Consider the following 15,786-nt stretch of genomic DNA (forward strand, 5'->3'; position numbering starts at 1 on the left):
TGTTTTTTGGACTCAGGTTCGCGTCACCTGCTGACCGTTGCTCCCGTCAGGAATCCCGGCCTCCGCGGTGCCAAGGACATTCAGTACCTCCGATAGCAGGGGAAATCTCCGACGCGGATCGGGTCGGAGAGCAGCTGACGCGCCCGCGAGCGGCTCAGGTTCCAGCCCCGCCAGTCGTCCGGGCGCTGGCGAAGGTCGCCGTCGATGTCGGACAGCGCGCACTCGCGGGCGCCGGACGGCAGCCGGTCCAGCTCGGGCGCCGCGTCGGCCGAGAGCGAGCGCAGGTACCAGATGTCGGAGTTGCTGGCGTTGGCCCGGTCGACGTTGTGCGCCGCGATGAACCGGTCCGGGTTAAGCACCGCCAGCCCGAGCAGCGTGACCACCCACAGGCCGGCGGCGGCCCGCCCGAGCCAGGTGGCCCGCCGGCCCGCCCCGGCCAGGCCGGCCAGCAGGACGAGCCCGAACAGCCCGCCCAGCCACAGCTCGAAGGCGCTGACGAAGACCCGCAGCCGGGTGAACCCGTACGCCTGCTCGTAGACGTTCATCCGCCACAGCGCCGAGCCCACGACCACGAGCGAGCACAGCGCCAGCAGCCCGAGCACGAGCCGCAGCAGGGACCGGTCGGCCCGGCTCGCCCGCGGCGCCTTGCGCGCGGTCACGCCCATGACCAGCAGCGTGAGCAGCGTGATGACGAGCAGCTGCCAGAAGCCCTTGCGCGCGTACTGCGCGAACGTCAGCCCGACGGTCCGCATGACGTAGCCGCGGTCGCCGAACAGCACCGTGAGCTGGACGGCGACGAACAGTACAAACAGGGCCAGCACGGCCCCGACCGGCACCAGCCACTCGATGCGGCGCACCGGCCGGCCCGAGCGCGGCGCACCGTCGCCGACCGAGGAGGGGTTGGCCACGAGGAACGCCGCGCCCAGCGACACCCCGGCCGCGGCCAGGCCGACGAACACCCACCGCGAGACGGTCCCGGCGTCCAGCGACGGCACGATCGCCCCGACCACCCGCCCGAAGGCCGCGTCCGCGCTGGCGAACAGCGCCCCGAACACGACGAGCAGCAGCACCCCGATGCCGATCGACACCAGCAGCCGCACGCCGCGATCGCCGTGCGGCTGCTCGTCCTCGTCGTCGTCCTCGTCCTGCTCCGGGGAACCGTCGGCCGCCCCCTCGACGGTCGACGGCTTGATGGCGCTCAGTCCGGCGCCCGCCCACGGCACCGCCCGGAACACGGCCATGAGCAGGGCAAACGGCGTGTACAGCACCCCGGGCACGCGCCGCGGCCGCCCCACCGCCATCGCCACGCAGCCGAACGCGGTCAGCGCGCACAGCGCGAACAGCCATCCGGCGGCGCGGAAGAGGCCAACCGACAGCAGCCCGGCCGCCCCGCAGCACCACAGCAGCGCCTCGGCCCTGCGCCGCCGTGCCTGCAGCACGGCCAGCGGCGCGACCAGCCCGATGCCGGCGATCGGCCACCCGATCCCCGGCCGGTCGACCGGCACGGCGACCGCCGCCACGATCGCCGCGACGAGGGCCCCGACCAGGGCGGCCCGCCCCGCCGCGGCCTCCCGCAGGACCCAGGCCCGCTGCCACAGGGTCGGATCGGGCGGCCCGATCCGGACCGGGCTGCGCAGCGCCAGGTTCGGCATCGGCCCCGCCTGCGCCGGCACCGGCCCAAGGGTGGGCCGGGCGGGCGGGCCGGTCTTCGCCGGGTGAGTGCCGGCCCCGGCCGTCGCCGGCGCCCGCACCGCGGGCCGTTCGGAGGGTTTGGGCGGCTGGGCGGGGCTCTCGTTCATGACGCAACTCCTGCATGAGGGCGTGCGGATCCGCGCGACCGGCCGGGGGAGACGAAGGGCGGGTCGCGGGAGGGAGGAAGGAAGGACGGAGCTAGGCCGGCAGGGTCACGCGGATGCGGCAGCCCGGCAGGCTGTCGGGCTGCTCGACGACCGCGATCGTGCCGTCGTGCAGCTGGGTCAGCCACTGGGCGATGGCCAGGCCCAGGCCGGTGCCGCCGCCGGAGGCCCGGGCGCCCCGGGTGAAGCGCTCGAAGACGCGCTCGCGGTCGGCGTGCGGGATGCCGAGCCCCTCGTCGGCGACCTCGATCATCACCCGGTCGCCCTCGCGCCGACCGAGGATGGTGACCGTGCCGCCGTCCGGGCTGTGCCGGGTGGCGTTGTCGACGAGGTTGGTCAGGACGTGGTGCAGGCGCGCGCGGTCGGCTCTGACCAGGGCGCTCTCGGGGAAGGAGCAGGAGAGGTACTCGACCTTGTGGCCGGCCGCCGACGCCTTGACCTCGGCCTCGGCGACGACCTCGTGGAGCAGGTCCTCGACGTGGAAGAGCTCGCGGTCCAGCGGCACGACGCCGGCGTCGAGGCGGGAGATGTCGAGCAGCTCCGTCACCAGCCGGCCGAGCCGCTCGGTCTGGGCCAGCGCGGTGCGCAGCGTGGCGGGGTCGGGCTCGGCGACGCCGTCGACGATGTTCTCCAGCACCGCCTGCAGCGCCGAGATCGGTGTGCGCAGCTCGTGCGAGACGTTGGCGATGAGCTCGCGCCGCTGCTGGTCGGCCGCGGCCAGCTCGCTCACCATCTGGTTGAACGCCACGGCCAGCTGCCCGACCTCGTCGCGCGAGGTGGCGCGGACCCGGGTCGAGTAGTCGCCGCGGGCCATCGCGCGGGCCGCCGCCGTCATCTCGCGCAGCGGCCGGGTCACCCCGTGGGCCAGCACCTGCGAGGTGAGCAGGCCGGCGGTCAGCGCGATGTACGTGGTGTTCGGCGGGATCCACCCGATCCCGATCCAGAACACGCCGAGCCCCGCGCACGCCGAGGCGAGCAGCAGCACCGCCAGCTTGAGCTTGATCGACCGCAGCGGATCGAGCGGCCGCGGCAGCAGGTCGGCGACCTTCTTCCAGCCCTGGTTCATGCCGACTCCAGTGCGTACCCGACCCCGTGCACCGTGCGGATCAGGTCCGCCCCGAGCTTGCGGCGCAGCGCCTTGATGTGGCTGTCCACCGTGCGGGTCCCCGACGCGTCGGCCCATCCCCACACCTCGGCCAGCAGCCGCTCGCGGGGCAGCACGGTCCGCGGCCGGCTGGCCAGGTTGACGAGCAGATCGAACTCGGTCGGCGTGAGGTGCGCCTCCACCCCGGCCCGGGTGACCCGCCGCTGCGCCCGGTTGATCTCGAGGTTCCCGAGCACGATGGGCGTCTGGTCGGGGTCCGGCCGCACCTGCGCGAGCCGTTCGAGCCGCCGCAGCAGCACGTGCACCCGGGCCGCCAGCTCCCGCATCGAGAACGGCTTGGTGAGGTAGTCGTCGGCCCCGACCGCGAGCCCGACGAGCAGGTCGGTCTCGTCGTCCCGGGCGGTGAGCATGAGCACCGCGACGGGCCGCTCGGCCTGGATCCGCCGGCACACCTCGAGCCCGTCGAACCCGGGCAGCATGACGTCGAGCACCACGAGGTCGGGCCGGATGAGCCGGGCCGCGGCGACGGCGGACGGCCCGTCGTGCGCGGTGTCGACCGAGAACCCCTCGGCCCGGAGCCGAACCGCGATGGACTCCGCGATCATCCGCTCGTCGTCCACCACCAGCACCCGCCGGCGCTCGCCCGCTGCGTTCATGCCATGCAGCGTATGCGCACGTCGTGCAGGCGCTCGGTCGGCAATGTGGAGGGATTGTGGAGACCCGGGCCGCAGTTGTGTGCGTCCGCCGTCAGGACCACGACTTGGCCGCGCGCACCAGGCGGTCCTTGAGCTCGCGGGTGTGGCGGCGCGAGACGGGCAGCTCGTGGTCGTCGATCAGCACCACGTAGCCGCTGTTCGTCATGCGCAGCTCGGTGATGAGCCTGAGCTGCACGAGGTACGACCGGTGGATCCTCGCGAACCCGGCGTCGGCCCACCGCTCGGCCAGGGTGGCCAGCGAGACCCGGACCAGGTGCGAGGCGTCCGCGGTGTGCAGGCGGGCGTAGTCGCCCTGGGCCTCGACCCAGCGCACCGACGAGCGGGGCAGCATCCGGGTGGTGCCGGCCAGTTCGACCGGGATCGTCGGGTCGTCCTGGCGGTCGCGACGGGCGGCCACCGCCGGGTGGGTCGGCACGAGCCGGGCGGCCAGCACGCGGCGCAGCGACTCGGCGATCCGATCGGGCCGGACGGGCTTGCGCACGTAGTCGGCGACGCCGAGGTCGAACGCCTCGGCGGCGCGGTCGTCGTACGCCGTGACGAACACGATCGCCGGCGGCTTGGCGAACCGGCCGAGCACCCGGGCCAGCTCCATGCCGTCCAGCCCGGGCATGCGGATGTCGAGGAAGACGGCGTCGACGTCGGCGTCACGCAGCACCCGCAGCGCCTCGGTGGCATCGCCCGCGGTGTGCAGGCGGCCGACCCGCGGATCGGCCCGCAGCAGGTACGCCAGCTCGTCCAGCGCCGGCACCTCGTCGTCGACGGCGAGCACCCGCAGGAACCCGTGCTCGCTCATGCCGTCACCTCCGCTTCGCTCCGGTGCCGCCATGAGCCAACGCTGTTTCATGTTTCGCGGCCCCTCCGCTCCGCTCCGGACCGCTCATGAGCCGCTCCTCACTCCCGGGTGGAACTTCGGCACGCGCATGCTCACCTTCGTGCCGGCCTCGGGCGCGGTCTCCACCACGAGGCCGAACTCGTCGCCGAAGACCGAACGTAGCCGATCGTCGACGTTGCGCAAGCCCACGTGCTGCCCGCTGTCGACGCCGTCGTCCGCGTCGAGCAGGGCGGCCGGCTCCATGCCCACGCCGTCGTCCTCGACCGTGATGTGACACTCGGCCCCGGCGTCGCGGGCCACGATGCTGACCGTGCCCATGCCCGGCTTGCGGGACAGCCCGTGCCGTACCGCGTTCTCGACCAACGGCTGCAGGCAGAGAAACGGCAGGGTCACCGGCAGCACCTCGGGCGCGATCTGCAGCCGGACCTGCAGCCGCTCGCCGAAGCGGGCGCGCTCGATGGTGAGGTACCGGTCGATGGATCGCAGCTCCTCGGCCAGCGTCGTGAACTCGCCGTGCGCGCGGAAGGAGTACCGGGTGAACTCGGCGAACTCCAGGATCAGCTCCCGCGCCCGCTCGGGGTCGGTGCGCACGAAGCTCGCGATGGCGGTCAGCGCGTTGTAGATGAAGTGCGGGCTGATCTGCGCCCGCAGCGCCCGGACCTCGGCCCGGGCCAGCCGGGCCCGCGAGGTGTCGAGCTCGGCCAGCGCCAGCTGGGTGCCGACCCAGCGGGCGGTCTCGGCGGTGGCCTGCACCAGCCCGGGCGCCGGCGGCCCGTCCGACAGCGCGACCAGCGCACCTTCGCGCTGGGCCAGCGGCACCACCACCGCGCCGCGGATCGGGCAGTCGACGAGGTCGCACGGCAGCTCCCGGCCGCCGAGCACGGTGGGCCGGCCGGCCGCCACCGCCTTGGCCGCGGCCGCCGCGGCGTGCTCGCGGTGGTGCTCCCCGATCCCGTCGAAGGCGAGCACCCGCACGGCGTCGGTGACCGCGATGCCGGCCGCCCCGGTGAGCGAGCGCAGGTGCCGGATCGCCTTGCCGGCCGCGGCCTCGGTGAGCCCGGTGCGCAGCGGCTCGGCGGCGAGCTCGGCGATGTGCAGCACGTCGTACGTCGCCCGCTGCGCCGCCGTCGCGATCGCCCGGCGGCCGCGCAGCCGGATCACCGCGTACACGGCGCCGCCGAGCGCGACGGCCAGCGCGAGCACGATCAGGCCGGCGGCGAGGTTGGCACCCACGCGCACATCCTGCGGCCGGCACCCGCCGGCGCGGAAGAGCCCGGGGTCGAACCCTTAGTAGGCGCCCTTGCGGAAGACGACCACGCCGATCGTGCGCCACAGCGTGTGCAGGTCGAGGACCAGCGACCAGTTGTCGACGTAGTAGAGATCCAGGCGGACGGCGTCGTCCCAGCTCAGGTCGCTGCGGCCGGACACCTGCCATAGGCCCGTGATGCCCGGGCGGACCAACAGCCGCCGCCGCACGTCGCCGAGGAAGTCGCCGTCCTCGGCCGGCAGCGGGCGGGGCCCGACCAGGGACATCTCGCCCATGAGGACGTTGAGCATCTGGGGCAGCTCGTCGATCGACATCGCCCGCAGCCACTTGCCGACCTTGAAGATGCGTGGGTCGTTCTTCATCTTGAAGAGCAGGCCGTCGCTCTCGTTCTCGTCCTTGAGCGTGGCCAGGCGCTCTTCGGCGTCGACGTACATCGTGCGCAGCTTCCAGACCCGGAAGGTCTTGCCCTCGCGGCCGATGCGCGGCTGGCGGAAGAAGATCGGGCCGGGGTCGGAGAGCTTGATCGCCAGGGCCACGAACGGGAAGATCGGCAGGCAGATCAGCAGGGCGATCAGGGCCAGCACGCGGTCAATGACGTTCTTGAAGAGCCAGCCCACGCCGGAGAGCTTGGGCTCCTCGACGTAGAGCAGCGGAATGCCCTCGATCGGGCGGATGTGCACGCGCGGGCCGGCGATGTCGGTGAGCTGGGGCGCGACCGCGAGGTCGATGCCGGTGCCCTCGAGCTGCCAGGCCAGGCGGCGCAGCTCGACCGGCTCGGCGCTGGCCGAGCCGCAGACCGCGATCGTGTCGGCGTTGAGCTCGCGGACCAGGGAGAGGATGTCGCGGCCGGCGTGCACGGGGACGGGGGTCACGGTGCTCGGGTGCGGCGCGTAGCCCTCGGTCAGGTGGATGCCGACCGGCACGAGGCCTGCGGCGGGGTCGCGGGCGATCGCCGCGTGCACCTCCAGGGCCTCCTGCAGGGTGCCGATGAGCAGCATCCGGTGGGTCGCGAGGTTGAATCTCGTGCGGGCCAGCGCGAGGCCCTTGCGGGCGAAGTACCGCAGAATCAGCACGTAGACGAGGCCGCCGACGAGCGCGGCGCCGACCGAGAACCGGGACACGTCGACCTTGAACGCGAAGGCCGCGAAGGCGACGATCGCCACGACGGTCCAGGAGGCGCGCACCACGCGCTTGAACTCGTCCGTGCCCGTGCCGAGATAGCGTCGGTCGTACGCCCCGTGCCCCCACAGCACCAGCAGCCACACGGCCGGCAGGAGCCAGAAGGCGACGAGGTTGAACAGATCTGGCTGGTTCTGGAAACCGGAGTTGGCCTTCGGAAGCTGAGCGGCCGCGGTCAGCGAGGCCAGGGCCGCGGCCCCCACGTCGAGCAGCACCAGGATGGCCGCATAGGGCCGGTGCCAGCGCGCGGCCCGCTTGGTTCGCTGCCAGGTCGAGCGGGGGACGCCGTTCGGACCGAGGGGATCCATCATGTAGTGATCAGGAAGGATCTCGAAGCTGTCGAGTTCACCCAAGGTCGATCTCCGGCTCGGCGAAGTGGCCGGACGTTGGAGACTAGCGGTCACCTGAGTGCGTCCTCTCGTACCCCGATGCGCGCATCGCGGCACAGCTCTGCTCGGCCGACCCTTTCAGGAATACACGGACACCGGGAAGCACTTCCAGAGTGTCCCATGACGGCCGATGCCACCGATGACGACCGGCCGACACTAGTTGCTCAACGTGTTCGCTGTCGAGAGCACTGGCGTAGGGCGGACAGAACTCCGTGTGACAATCACCCCGAGTAGCCCGGCCCCTACAAGCGCGCAGGCGAGCGGGACGATGGCGCCGAGTGGCGGCGTCCACGCCCCGCCGAACGGGTTGAGACCCGCGGCGATGCCGCGCTGGAACCGCGTCATGACCCTCGCCAGGGCATAGAGCTGCATCGGTGCGGCCAGCCCGGCGCACAGCAGCACCAGCCGGCCGAGCCACCCGCGATCCGACAGCCACCCTGCGTAACGGTCCGCGAAGGGGGTAAGCAGCACCACACCGACGCCGAGCGGCATCACGTAGCGACCGTGGGCGAAGTGGCCGACCTTCGGCGCGAAGTACAGCTCCAGGGCCACCAGCAGGGCCGCGCTGCCGGCGAAGGCGGCGCCGAGCGCGAGCCGCAGCCGGCGGTCGCCGAACCACAGGGCGGGCAGGACCAGGGCGGCGACGAGGAGGTACCACAGCCCGACGACGGCGATCGAGATCGTCGTCTCGCCGTAGTTGAACTGGCCGACGATCTGGCGGGCCCAGAACTCGGCGCGGTTGTGCGCGATGTCGGACAGGATCGCCCCGGCGCCGGTCGCCGGCGCGGGCGGGGCCTGGTCGATGTCGCTGCCGCGCGAGGCGACGGCGGCCCAGAGCACGGCGAAGGCGGCGCCGAGCGCGGCGGGCACCAGGAACGGGCGGCGCAGCAGCTCGCGCGGGTGAGCTCTGGTCACGAACAGCGCCAGCGCGAGGTCGGCCAGCACGAAGAACGGGCCGAGGTCACGGATGGTGAACAGCAGCAGCGCGCCGACCCCGGCGGCGAGCCACCGCCGGCGCAGGGCGGCGACGAACAGCAGTACCGCCGCGCTGATCTCCAGGCCGTTGGGGTTGATCGACCCGGCCAGGTCGGCCAGCATCGGGGTGGCGACGAGCACCATCGCGGCGCCGAAGAGCCGGCGGCCGGAGCCCAGGGCGAGCGCGGCGGCCCAGGCCAGCAGCGCGGCGGACAGGGCGGCGGACAGCAGCCGGGCCCAGATCAGGCCAGTGCCGTCGGGGCTGATCCGCAGCGGCAGGCCGACCAGCGCGTAGTAGACGGGGCTGTAGCGGGCGGCGGCGCTGGGCACCAGCACCTCGGTCCGGTCGCCGGTGGTCTCGAGGCAGGAGGCCGGGTGGTAGGCGGGCTTGTCGATCCAGGTGCAGTCGGCGTTCTCCGGCAACAGGCTGCGCGGGCCGGTGAACGCGTTGGTCTCGATGCCACTGGCGTCCTTCGCCCGCGCGTGCGGCAGCCACTGGCCGGTCCACACCGCGTAGGCGCGCACGAGGTGTTGCTTCTCGTCGTAGGTGCCATTCGCGGGCAGGGCCAGCGCCCAGGCGGTACCGAGGAGGAAAAACGCGACAAAGGCCACTAGGAACGCACGGCGCACGGGCCTCAGCGTACGAGCTTGGAGAGGCGGCGGTCCGCCAAGGGTTTGCCGTTCGTCTGGCAGGTCGGGCAGTACTGCAGCGAGGTGTCCGCGAACGAGACCTCGCGCACGGTGTCGCCGCAGACCGGGCAGGGCAGGCCGGTGCGGGCGTGCACGGCCAGGCCCGAGCGCTTCTCGGACTTCAGCGTGGCGGCTTTCTGCCCGACCGAGCGCGCGACGGCGTCGGTGAGCACCGTGCGCATGGCCGCGTACAGGCGGGCCATGGCCTCGCCGGTGATCTTGTTGGTCAGCGCGAACGGGGACATCTTGGCGGCGTGCAGGATCTCGTCGGAGTACGCGTTGCCGACCCCGGCCAGGATCGTCTGCTCGGTGAGCACGCCCTTGATCTGGCCCCGCCGCGAGCGCATGGCGGCGGCGAAGTCCTCCTCGCTCACCGCCAGCGCGTCCGGGCCGAGCCGGGACACGCCGGGCACCAGGCGCGGGTCGGTGACGAAGTAGGCGGCGAGGCTCTTCTTGGTGCCGGCCTCGGTCAGGTCGAAGCCCGACTCGTCGTCGAGGCGCACCCGCAGCGCGATCGGGCCGGAGCCGGGCTTGAGCGGGGTCTTGGCGTTGAACTCGTCGCGGTAGTGCAGCCAGCCCGCCCGGGCCAGGTGCACGACGAGGTGCAGGTCGGCGCCGACGTGGATGTCGAGAAACTTGCCGTGCCGGGAGGCGCCGGTGAGGGCCTGGCCGGCGGCGGCCGTGATCGGGGGGTCGAAGGTCTTCAGCGCGCTGATCGCGGAGACCTCGATGCGGTCGATGGTGTGGCCGGCGGCGCGCTCTCGCAGGAACGCGGCGAGCGCCTCGACCTCGGGAAGCTCGGGCACCCGTACAGTCTGCCCCAACGAGCGGTCCGTAGGCTTTGCGCATCATGAAGGTCGTCGTCGCGCACAACCGCTACGCCTCCGGGCAGCCCTCGGGCGAGAACGTGATCGTCGATGCCGAGATCGCCCAGCTCGGCGCGGCCGGGGTCGATGTCCTGCCGTTCCTGCGCAGCTCGGACGAGATCGGCACATTCTCGGCGGCGCGCAAGGTGCTGCTGCCCCTCTCGCCGATCCGCAACGGCGAGTCCCAGCGCGCCCTGACCGCGCTGATCCGGACCGAAAAGCCGGATTTGGTACATCTGCACAACCCATATCCACTCATTTCGCCCGCGATCGTGAAGACCGCCCACGCCCACGGCCTGCCGGTCGTGCACACCGTGCACAACTACCGCCAGGTCTGCGCGCCGGGCCTGTACTTCCGCGACGGCCACATCTGCACGGAGTGCCGGGGCAGGGCGTTCCCGCTGCCGGCCGTCACCCACGCGTGCTACCGCGGCTCCAAGGCGCAGTCGGCGGTGATGGCGGCCACGCTGGCGTACCACCGCGGCACCTGGAAGCAGGTCGACCACTACATCGCGCTGACCGACCGGATCGCCGAGCACCTGGCCGACTTCGGCATCCCGGCCGGGCGCATCACGGTGAAGCCCAACGGCATCCCCGACGCGGGCGCGGCGCCGGGCCCGGGCACCGGCTTCCTCTACGCCGGCCGGCTGAGCCCGGAAAAGGGCCTCGAGCTGGTGCTGGACGCCTGGTCGCGGCACCCGGACGGCGAGCTCGGCCCGCTGCGCATCATCGGCGATGGCCCGCTGCGCCCCGCCGCCGAGCGGGCCGCGGCCGAGCGCGACGACGTGACCTACCTCGGGCCCCTGGACAACGCCGCGGTGCGCGCCGAGATCGCCGGCGCCGCCTGCGTGATCGCCGCCTCGACCTGGCACGACGTGCTGCCGACGATCATCCTGGAGGCGCTGTCGGGCGGCCGGCCGGTGCTGGTCACCGACCGCGGCGGGATGCCCTACCTCGCCGGCAAGGCCGGCTGGGTGGTCGAGCCCGAGGCCGCCGCGCTGGCCGAGGGGCTGCGCGAGGCGCACGCGGGCGCGGCCGCCCTGGCCCCGGTGGCCCGGGGCCGCTACGAGACCGAGTTCGCCCCGGACGTGCTCACCCAGCGCCTCATCGGGGTATACCGAGCGGTGCTGAAGGGCTCGGGCTGACCTCCTCGGCGAGGACCGGCGAGGGCGGCGGGCCGACCTAGCGCCTCACCGGGGTGTACCGAGCGGTGCTGAAGGGCTCGGGCTGACCTCCTCGGCGAGGACCGGCGAGGGCGGCGGGCCGACCCAGCGCACCGCGTAGACGTAGAGCACCACCATGCAGATCAGGCCGGCGGTCGAGCCGGTCAGCAGGCCCCAGGCCGCGCCGTGCAGGCCGCCCCAGTCCGCGCCCAGGGTCAGGCCGCTGAGCGATACGAAGGCGAAGATGACGTACTGCACGAAGAGCATCCGCGCCCGGTGCATGCCCCGCATCGCCGCCGTGAACGGCACCTGCAACAGGTAGACCGCGCCCTGCAGGGCGATCGGCAGGGCCAGCGGGGCGGCCTCGGCGAACTTGTGGGTGTGCACGAGGGCGAAGGAGACGACCGGCCAGACGATCAGCACCATGAGCGCGCCCAGCACGGCGAACGCGATGGCCAGCTGCCGGGTCTGGCGGCGCAGGGCCAGGGCCGCCTGCTCGCCCTCCGGGCCGGGCTTGGCCGCCTCGGCCGCGTTGCGCGAGGCCCGCGGGACGAGCAGGCTGGTGATCGCGGTGATCAGGTTCTGCACCGGCTGGAGCTGGACGGTCTGCACGAAGCGCAGGTTGCCCAGGTCGACCTTGGACAGCCGGCCGGCGACCACGAAGCTGATCGCCAGCACCTGGATCTGGGCCACCACCGCGGTGATGGTGAACCAGCTGGACAGGTGCCGGGTCTCGGTCAGCCAGGCGGCCGGATTGCCCTGCCACGGCAGGCGGCGCTCGCGCGCGAGATACGTTGTGATGCCCGCGGTCGCCCCCACCCCCCAGACCGCGAGCAGCCCGCCGGCGCTGGAGGTGTGCGTGAGGATCATGACCGCGACCATGACCGCCTGCGTGCCGGCCCAGACCAGGTCGATGCCGAGCGCCTTGTCGGGGCGCCGGTCGGCCAGGTAGTCGCAGCGCGCGGTGTCGTGCAGCATGATCGGGATCATGAACGGCGCCACCCAGATCAGCTCACGCAGGTCGATCTCGCCGCGGCTGGGCCACAGGGCCCACAGCGCCACGAACACGATGGTGGCGATCACGCCCGAGCACAGCGCCGTGGCCAGGCCGTTGCGGGCCAGCCGGACCCTGGGCTCGCCGTCGTAGCGCGAGGCCAGCGCGAGCAGCACGTCGCCGACGACGGCCCGGTTGAGGTACATGGCGAAGTACCCGACGGCCAGGGCCAGGGCGAGTGCGCCGAACTTCTCCTTGGGCAGCAGGATGCCGCCCAAGAGGGTGTTGGCCGAGTTGGCGGCGGCGATGACCACCTGGTCGAGCAGGCCGGCGCCGACGAACCGGGTGGCGCCGCGCAACCCCTGCAGGCGGCGCGCAAGCGGCCGTGTGGTCACGTGCCGGAAGGGTCGCGAGCGAGGTTCACGACACGCACCTTACGTGACATTCGTGTGACGAGACCATCCGACCTTCGAGGCAATCACCAGCTCACGTCGAGTGGTTTTCCCTCGGCGTATCCGGCGGCGCTCTGCACCCCCACGACGGCCCGTTGCGCGAACTCGGTGAGGTCGGCGGCGCCCGCGTAGGTGCAGGCGCTGCGCACGCCGGCCACGATCGCGTCGAGGATGTCCTCCACGCCGGGGCGGCGCGGGTCGAGGTACATCCGGGACGAGGAGATCCCCTCCTCGAACAGCGCCTTGCGGGCCCGCTCGTAGACGCTGTCGTCGGCCGTGCGGCGGCTCACCGCGCGGGCCGAGGCCATGCCGAAGTTCTCCTTGTAGAGCCGGCCGTCGGGGTCGCGGCGCGGGTCGCCGGGCGACTCGTGGGTGCCGGCCAGCCAGGAGCCGATCATCACGTTGGACGCGCCGGCGGCCAGGGCCAGGGCGACGTCGCGCGGGTGGCGGACCCCGCCGTCGGCCCAGACGTGCCCGCCGTGGCGGCGGGCCTCGGCGGCGCACTCGAGGACGGCGGAGAACTGGGGGCGGCCGACGCCGGTCATCATCCGGGTGGTGCACATCGCGCCCGGCCCGACGCCGACCTTGACGATGTCGGCCCCGGCGGCCAGCAGGTCCGCGGTGCCCTCGCGGGTGACCACGTTGCCGGCGACCACGGGGATGGACGGGGCCAGCGCGCGGATCGTCCGCAGCGTGCCGATCATGCGCTCCTGGTGCCCGTGCGCGGTGTCGACCACCAGCACGTCGACGCCGGCCGCGATGAGCTTGTCGGCCCGGCCGGCGGCGTCGCCGGTGATGCCGATCGCGGCGCCGACCCGCAGGCGGCGCTCGGCGTCGACCGCGGGCTGGTAGAGCGTGGCCCGCAGGGCGGCGTTGCGGGTCAGGATGCCGACCAGCCGCCCGGACTCGTCGATCACCGGCGCCAGGCGGTGGTGGCCGGCGGCCAGGCGATCGAAGGCCTCCTCGGGGGTGGCGTTGTCGGGCAGCGTGAGCAGGTTGCGCGACATGACGCTGCCGAGCTGGCTGAAGCGGTCCACGTCCACGCAGTCACCCTCGGTCACCACGCCGACCGGGCGGCCGTCCTCGACCACGATCACCGCGCCGTGCGCCCGCTTCGGCAGCAGGTCCAGCGTCAGGGAGACGGTCTCGGTCGGGCCGAGCGTGATCGGGGTGTCGAAGACCAGGTGCCGCCGCTTGACCCAGCTGACCGCCTCGGCCACCACATCCATCGGGATGTCCTGCGGGATGATCGCGAGGCCGCCGCGCCGGGCCACGGTCTCGGCCATCCGGCGACCGGCGACGGCGGTCATGTTGGACACGACGATCGGGATCGTGGTGCCGCTGCCGTCGCGCGTGGTCAGGTCCACCTGCATCCGCGACTCCACGGCCGAGCGGCTCGGCACCATGAAGACATCGTCGTAGGTGAGCTCGTGCCCCGGGGCCTGGTCGTTGAGAAACCGCACGTTGGGCAACTGTATCTCGCTCGCACCCGCGGGTGAGCAAGTCTTGAGAGTTCCGCCCCGGGCGGGGATCATTGTCCGTACCGTGCCTTGCAAGGAAGCAAGGAGTTGATGTGCCATGCAGGTTCACGAGGCCATGTCAACGGCCGTGGTTCAGTTAGGCCCCGACCACACCCTCCGCCAGGCGGCCGCGCTCATGGCGCGGCGAAAGGTCGGCTCGGCGATCGTCGTCGATCCCGACGGCGCCGGCGTCGGGATCATCACCGAGCGGGACATCCTCAACGCGATCGGCACCGATCTCGATCCCGACAACGAGCGGACCGCCGACCACATCACGTGGGAGGTCGTCTACGCCAGCCCGACGTGGACGATCGAGGAGGCCGCGGCGGCCATGGTCCGCGGCGGGTTCCGCCACCTGGTCGTCCTCGACGGCGACGACGTGCTCGGGGTCATCTCTGTGCGCGATATCATTCGAGTCTGGGTTTCCACGACAATCCTGGCGTGATTCCCGGCCCCCGGCGGGAATTCGCCAACGCAACGCCGCGCCGGCCGCAAAAACGCCCGGAACTGCGCCCATCCCCCCAGGTGGAGGGCGGGGAACTCGGCGCAACGGCGGCCGGGCGCCTGCGTAGGCTGCCACCATGCAGCTGATTTCTTTTGCCCGTGGCGCGCCCAGTCTCGACATCATCGACGTCGAGGGGCTCAAGGCCGCCGCGGCCCGCGCCTTCGACGCCGACCCGGCCGGCATCACCGCCTACGGCACGTCCGTGGGTTACCTCCCGCTGCGCGCGTGGATCGCCGCGAAGCACGGGGTGGACGCCGAGCAGGTCATCGTCACCAACGGCTCGCTGCAGGCCGACGCGCTGCTCTTCGAGCACCTGGTCAAGCCGGGCGACGCCGTCGTGGTGGAGAAGCCGACCTACGACCGGACCCTGCTCAACCTGCGCAACCTGGGCGCCGAGGTGCACCCGGTCACGCTGCAGGCCGACGGGCTCGACGTCGACGAGCTGCGCGCCCTGCTCGAAAGTGGCGTGCGGCCGAAGCTCGCGCACATCATCCCGAACTTCCAGAACCCGGCCGGCGTCACGCTCTCCGCCGCGAAGCGCCAGGCCCTGGTGGCCCTCGCCACCGAGTACGGGTTCACGATCTTCGAGGACGACCCGTACGCGGACATCCGCTGGCGGGGCGAGAAGCTGCCCACGATGCTGTCCCAGGACACCGCCGGCGTCGTGGTGCACGCGAGCTCGTTCACCAAGACCATCGCGCCCGGCCTGCGGGTGGGCTACCTGGTCGGCCCGCAGCCGACGATCGCCGCCATCGCCAAGCGGGCCACCAACCTCTACATCTCCCCGAGCATGGTGGCCGAGGCGATCACCCACCAGTTCTGCGCCAGCGGCGACATCGGCCGCTCGATCGCGAAGGTGTCGGCGACGCTGGGCGAGCGGGCCCGCCTGCTGGCCGAGGGGCTGCGCAAGCACATCCCGGACGCCACGTTCGTCGAGCCCGACGGCGGCTACTTCCTGTGGGTCGAGCTGCCCGACGACGTCGACACCACCGAGCTGGAGAAGGTGGCCGCCCGGGACTTCGGCGTGGCCGTGGTCAAGGGCAGCGACTTCCTGCTCGACGGCGGCCGGCACTCGGTGCGACTGGCCTTCTCGGCGGTGCTCACGGACCAGGTGGACGAGGGCATCCAGCGCCTGGCCACCGCGATCGAGGCGGTCCGGAAGGCGTCCCACTAGCCTTCCGAGCAAGCTGACACCAAACCGTGATGGTGGGGGTGGTTCCGCAGGCGGTACCGGATGGATCAAAATCCTGCCCGGCGCGCTTTGCGAATCGCGCCGC

Annotated in this window: 13 protein-coding genes; 3 read left to right on the plus strand and 10 right to left on the minus strand. The window is 72.6% G+C overall.

The features are described 5' to 3' along the window. Window positions 1–80 precede the first annotated feature (80 nt). From AB0M46_RS28340 to AB0M46_RS28375, 8 genes are all read right to left on the minus strand, one after another. On the minus strand, window positions 81–1,799 hold the full coding sequence (locus AB0M46_RS28340) for a DUF4173 domain-containing protein (protein ID WP_363340723.1): 1,719 nt from the start codon (window positions 1,797–1,799) through the stop codon (window positions 81–83). Window positions 1,800–1,890: 91 nt separating this feature from the next. After that, the gene (locus AB0M46_RS28345) at window positions 1,891–2,922 is read right to left on the minus strand and encodes a HAMP domain-containing sensor histidine kinase (RefSeq protein WP_363340725.1); all 1,032 of its coding nucleotides are present in this window, start codon (window positions 2,920–2,922) and stop codon (window positions 1,891–1,893) included. Continuing rightward, window positions 2,919–3,617: a response regulator transcription factor gene (locus tag AB0M46_RS28350; protein WP_363340727.1), complete on the minus strand. Its 699-nt coding sequence runs from the start codon at window positions 3,615–3,617 to the stop codon at window positions 2,919–2,921. Before AB0M46_RS28350 ends, AB0M46_RS28345 begins: the two co-directional genes overlap by 4 nt. A gap of 91 nt (window positions 3,618–3,708) precedes the next feature. Beyond that, entirely contained in the window at window positions 3,709–4,470 is a 762-nt protein-coding gene (locus AB0M46_RS28355) for a LytTR family DNA-binding domain-containing protein (protein WP_363340729.1), read from the minus strand. A gap of 84 nt (window positions 4,471–4,554) precedes the next feature. Further along, on the minus strand, window positions 4,555–5,742 hold the full coding sequence (locus AB0M46_RS28360; protein ID WP_363340731.1) for a histidine kinase: 1,188 nt from the start codon (window positions 5,740–5,742) through the stop codon (window positions 4,555–4,557). 54 nt (window positions 5,743–5,796) lie between these two features. After that, entirely contained in the window at window positions 5,797–7,266 is a 1,470-nt protein-coding gene (locus AB0M46_RS28365; RefSeq protein ID WP_363340803.1) for a sugar transferase, read from the minus strand. Between the two features lie 234 nt (window positions 7,267–7,500). Continuing rightward, window positions 7,501–8,949 (minus strand): DUF2142 domain-containing protein, encoded by a 1,449-nt coding sequence (locus AB0M46_RS28370; protein ID WP_363340733.1) that lies wholly within the window; start codon window positions 8,947–8,949, stop codon window positions 7,501–7,503. 5 nt (window positions 8,950–8,954) lie between these two features. Then, window positions 8,955–9,815 (minus strand): DNA-formamidopyrimidine glycosylase family protein, encoded by an 861-nt coding sequence (locus AB0M46_RS28375; RefSeq protein ID WP_363340735.1) that lies wholly within the window; start codon window positions 9,813–9,815, stop codon window positions 8,955–8,957. A gap of 44 nt (window positions 9,816–9,859) precedes the next feature. Between AB0M46_RS28375 and AB0M46_RS28380 the strand changes: the two genes are divergently transcribed. Then, window positions 9,860–11,020 carry a glycosyltransferase family 4 protein gene (locus tag AB0M46_RS28380; protein WP_363340737.1) on the plus strand — a complete coding sequence of 387 codons (1,161 nt, stop codon included), beginning with the start codon at window positions 9,860–9,862 and terminating at the stop codon, window positions 11,018–11,020. A gap of 45 nt (window positions 11,021–11,065) precedes the next feature. Here the strand turns inward: AB0M46_RS28380 and AB0M46_RS28385 are convergent, their stop codons facing one another. Both AB0M46_RS28385 and AB0M46_RS28390 read right to left on the minus strand, forming a co-directional pair. Next, entirely contained in the window at window positions 11,066–12,427 is a 1,362-nt protein-coding gene (locus tag AB0M46_RS28385) for a hypothetical protein (protein WP_363340739.1), read from the minus strand. Window positions 12,428–12,510: 83 nt separating this feature from the next. Beyond that, the gene (locus AB0M46_RS28390) at window positions 12,511–13,947 is read right to left on the minus strand and encodes a GuaB1 family IMP dehydrogenase-related protein (protein WP_363340741.1); all 1,437 of its coding nucleotides are present in this window, start codon (window positions 13,945–13,947) and stop codon (window positions 12,511–12,513) included. Window positions 13,948–14,062: 115 nt separating this feature from the next. On the opposite strand from AB0M46_RS28390, the gene AB0M46_RS28395 reads away from it, so the two are divergent. Further along, entirely contained in the window at window positions 14,063–14,449 is a 387-nt protein-coding gene (locus tag AB0M46_RS28395; protein WP_363340743.1) for a CBS domain-containing protein, read from the plus strand. A gap of 136 nt (window positions 14,450–14,585) precedes the next feature. Continuing rightward, window positions 14,586–15,683, plus strand: coding sequence for a PLP-dependent aminotransferase family protein (locus tag AB0M46_RS28400; RefSeq protein WP_363340745.1), 1,098 nt, complete (start codon window positions 14,586–14,588; stop codon window positions 15,681–15,683). Window positions 15,684–15,786 lie beyond the last annotated feature (103 nt).

The organism is Dactylosporangium sp. NPDC051485 (genome assembly GCF_040682015.1).
Taxonomy (GTDB): domain Bacteria; phylum Actinomycetota; class Actinomycetes; order Mycobacteriales; family Micromonosporaceae; genus Dactylosporangium.

Excerpts from the sequence above, each read along its gene's own strand:
- AB0M46_RS28365 (WP_363340803.1), bottom strand. The coding sequence starts at position 7,266 with ATGATGGATCCCCTCGGTCCGAACGGCGTCCCCCGCTCGACCTGGCAG.
- AB0M46_RS28400 (WP_363340745.1), top strand. The coding sequence starts at position 14,586 with ATGCAGCTGATTTCTTTTGCCCGTGGCGCGCCCAGTCTCGACATCATC.
- AB0M46_RS28345 (WP_363340725.1), bottom strand. The coding sequence starts at position 2,922 with ATGAACCAGGGCTGGAAGAAGGTCGCCGACCTGCTGCCGCGGCCGCTC.
- AB0M46_RS28380 (WP_363340737.1), top strand. The coding sequence starts at position 9,860 with ATGAAGGTCGTCGTCGCGCACAACCGCTACGCCTCCGGGCAGCCCTCG.
- AB0M46_RS28355 (WP_363340729.1), bottom strand. The coding sequence starts at position 4,470 with ATGAGCGAGCACGGGTTCCTGCGGGTGCTCGCCGTCGACGACGAGGTG.
- AB0M46_RS28395 (WP_363340743.1), top strand. The coding sequence starts at position 14,063 with ATGCAGGTTCACGAGGCCATGTCAACGGCCGTGGTTCAGTTAGGCCCC.
- AB0M46_RS28350 (WP_363340727.1), bottom strand. The coding sequence starts at position 3,617 with ATGAACGCAGCGGGCGAGCGCCGGCGGGTGCTGGTGGTGGACGACGAG.
- AB0M46_RS28340 (WP_363340723.1), bottom strand. The coding sequence starts at position 1,799 with ATGAACGAGAGCCCCGCCCAGCCGCCCAAACCCTCCGAACGGCCCGCG.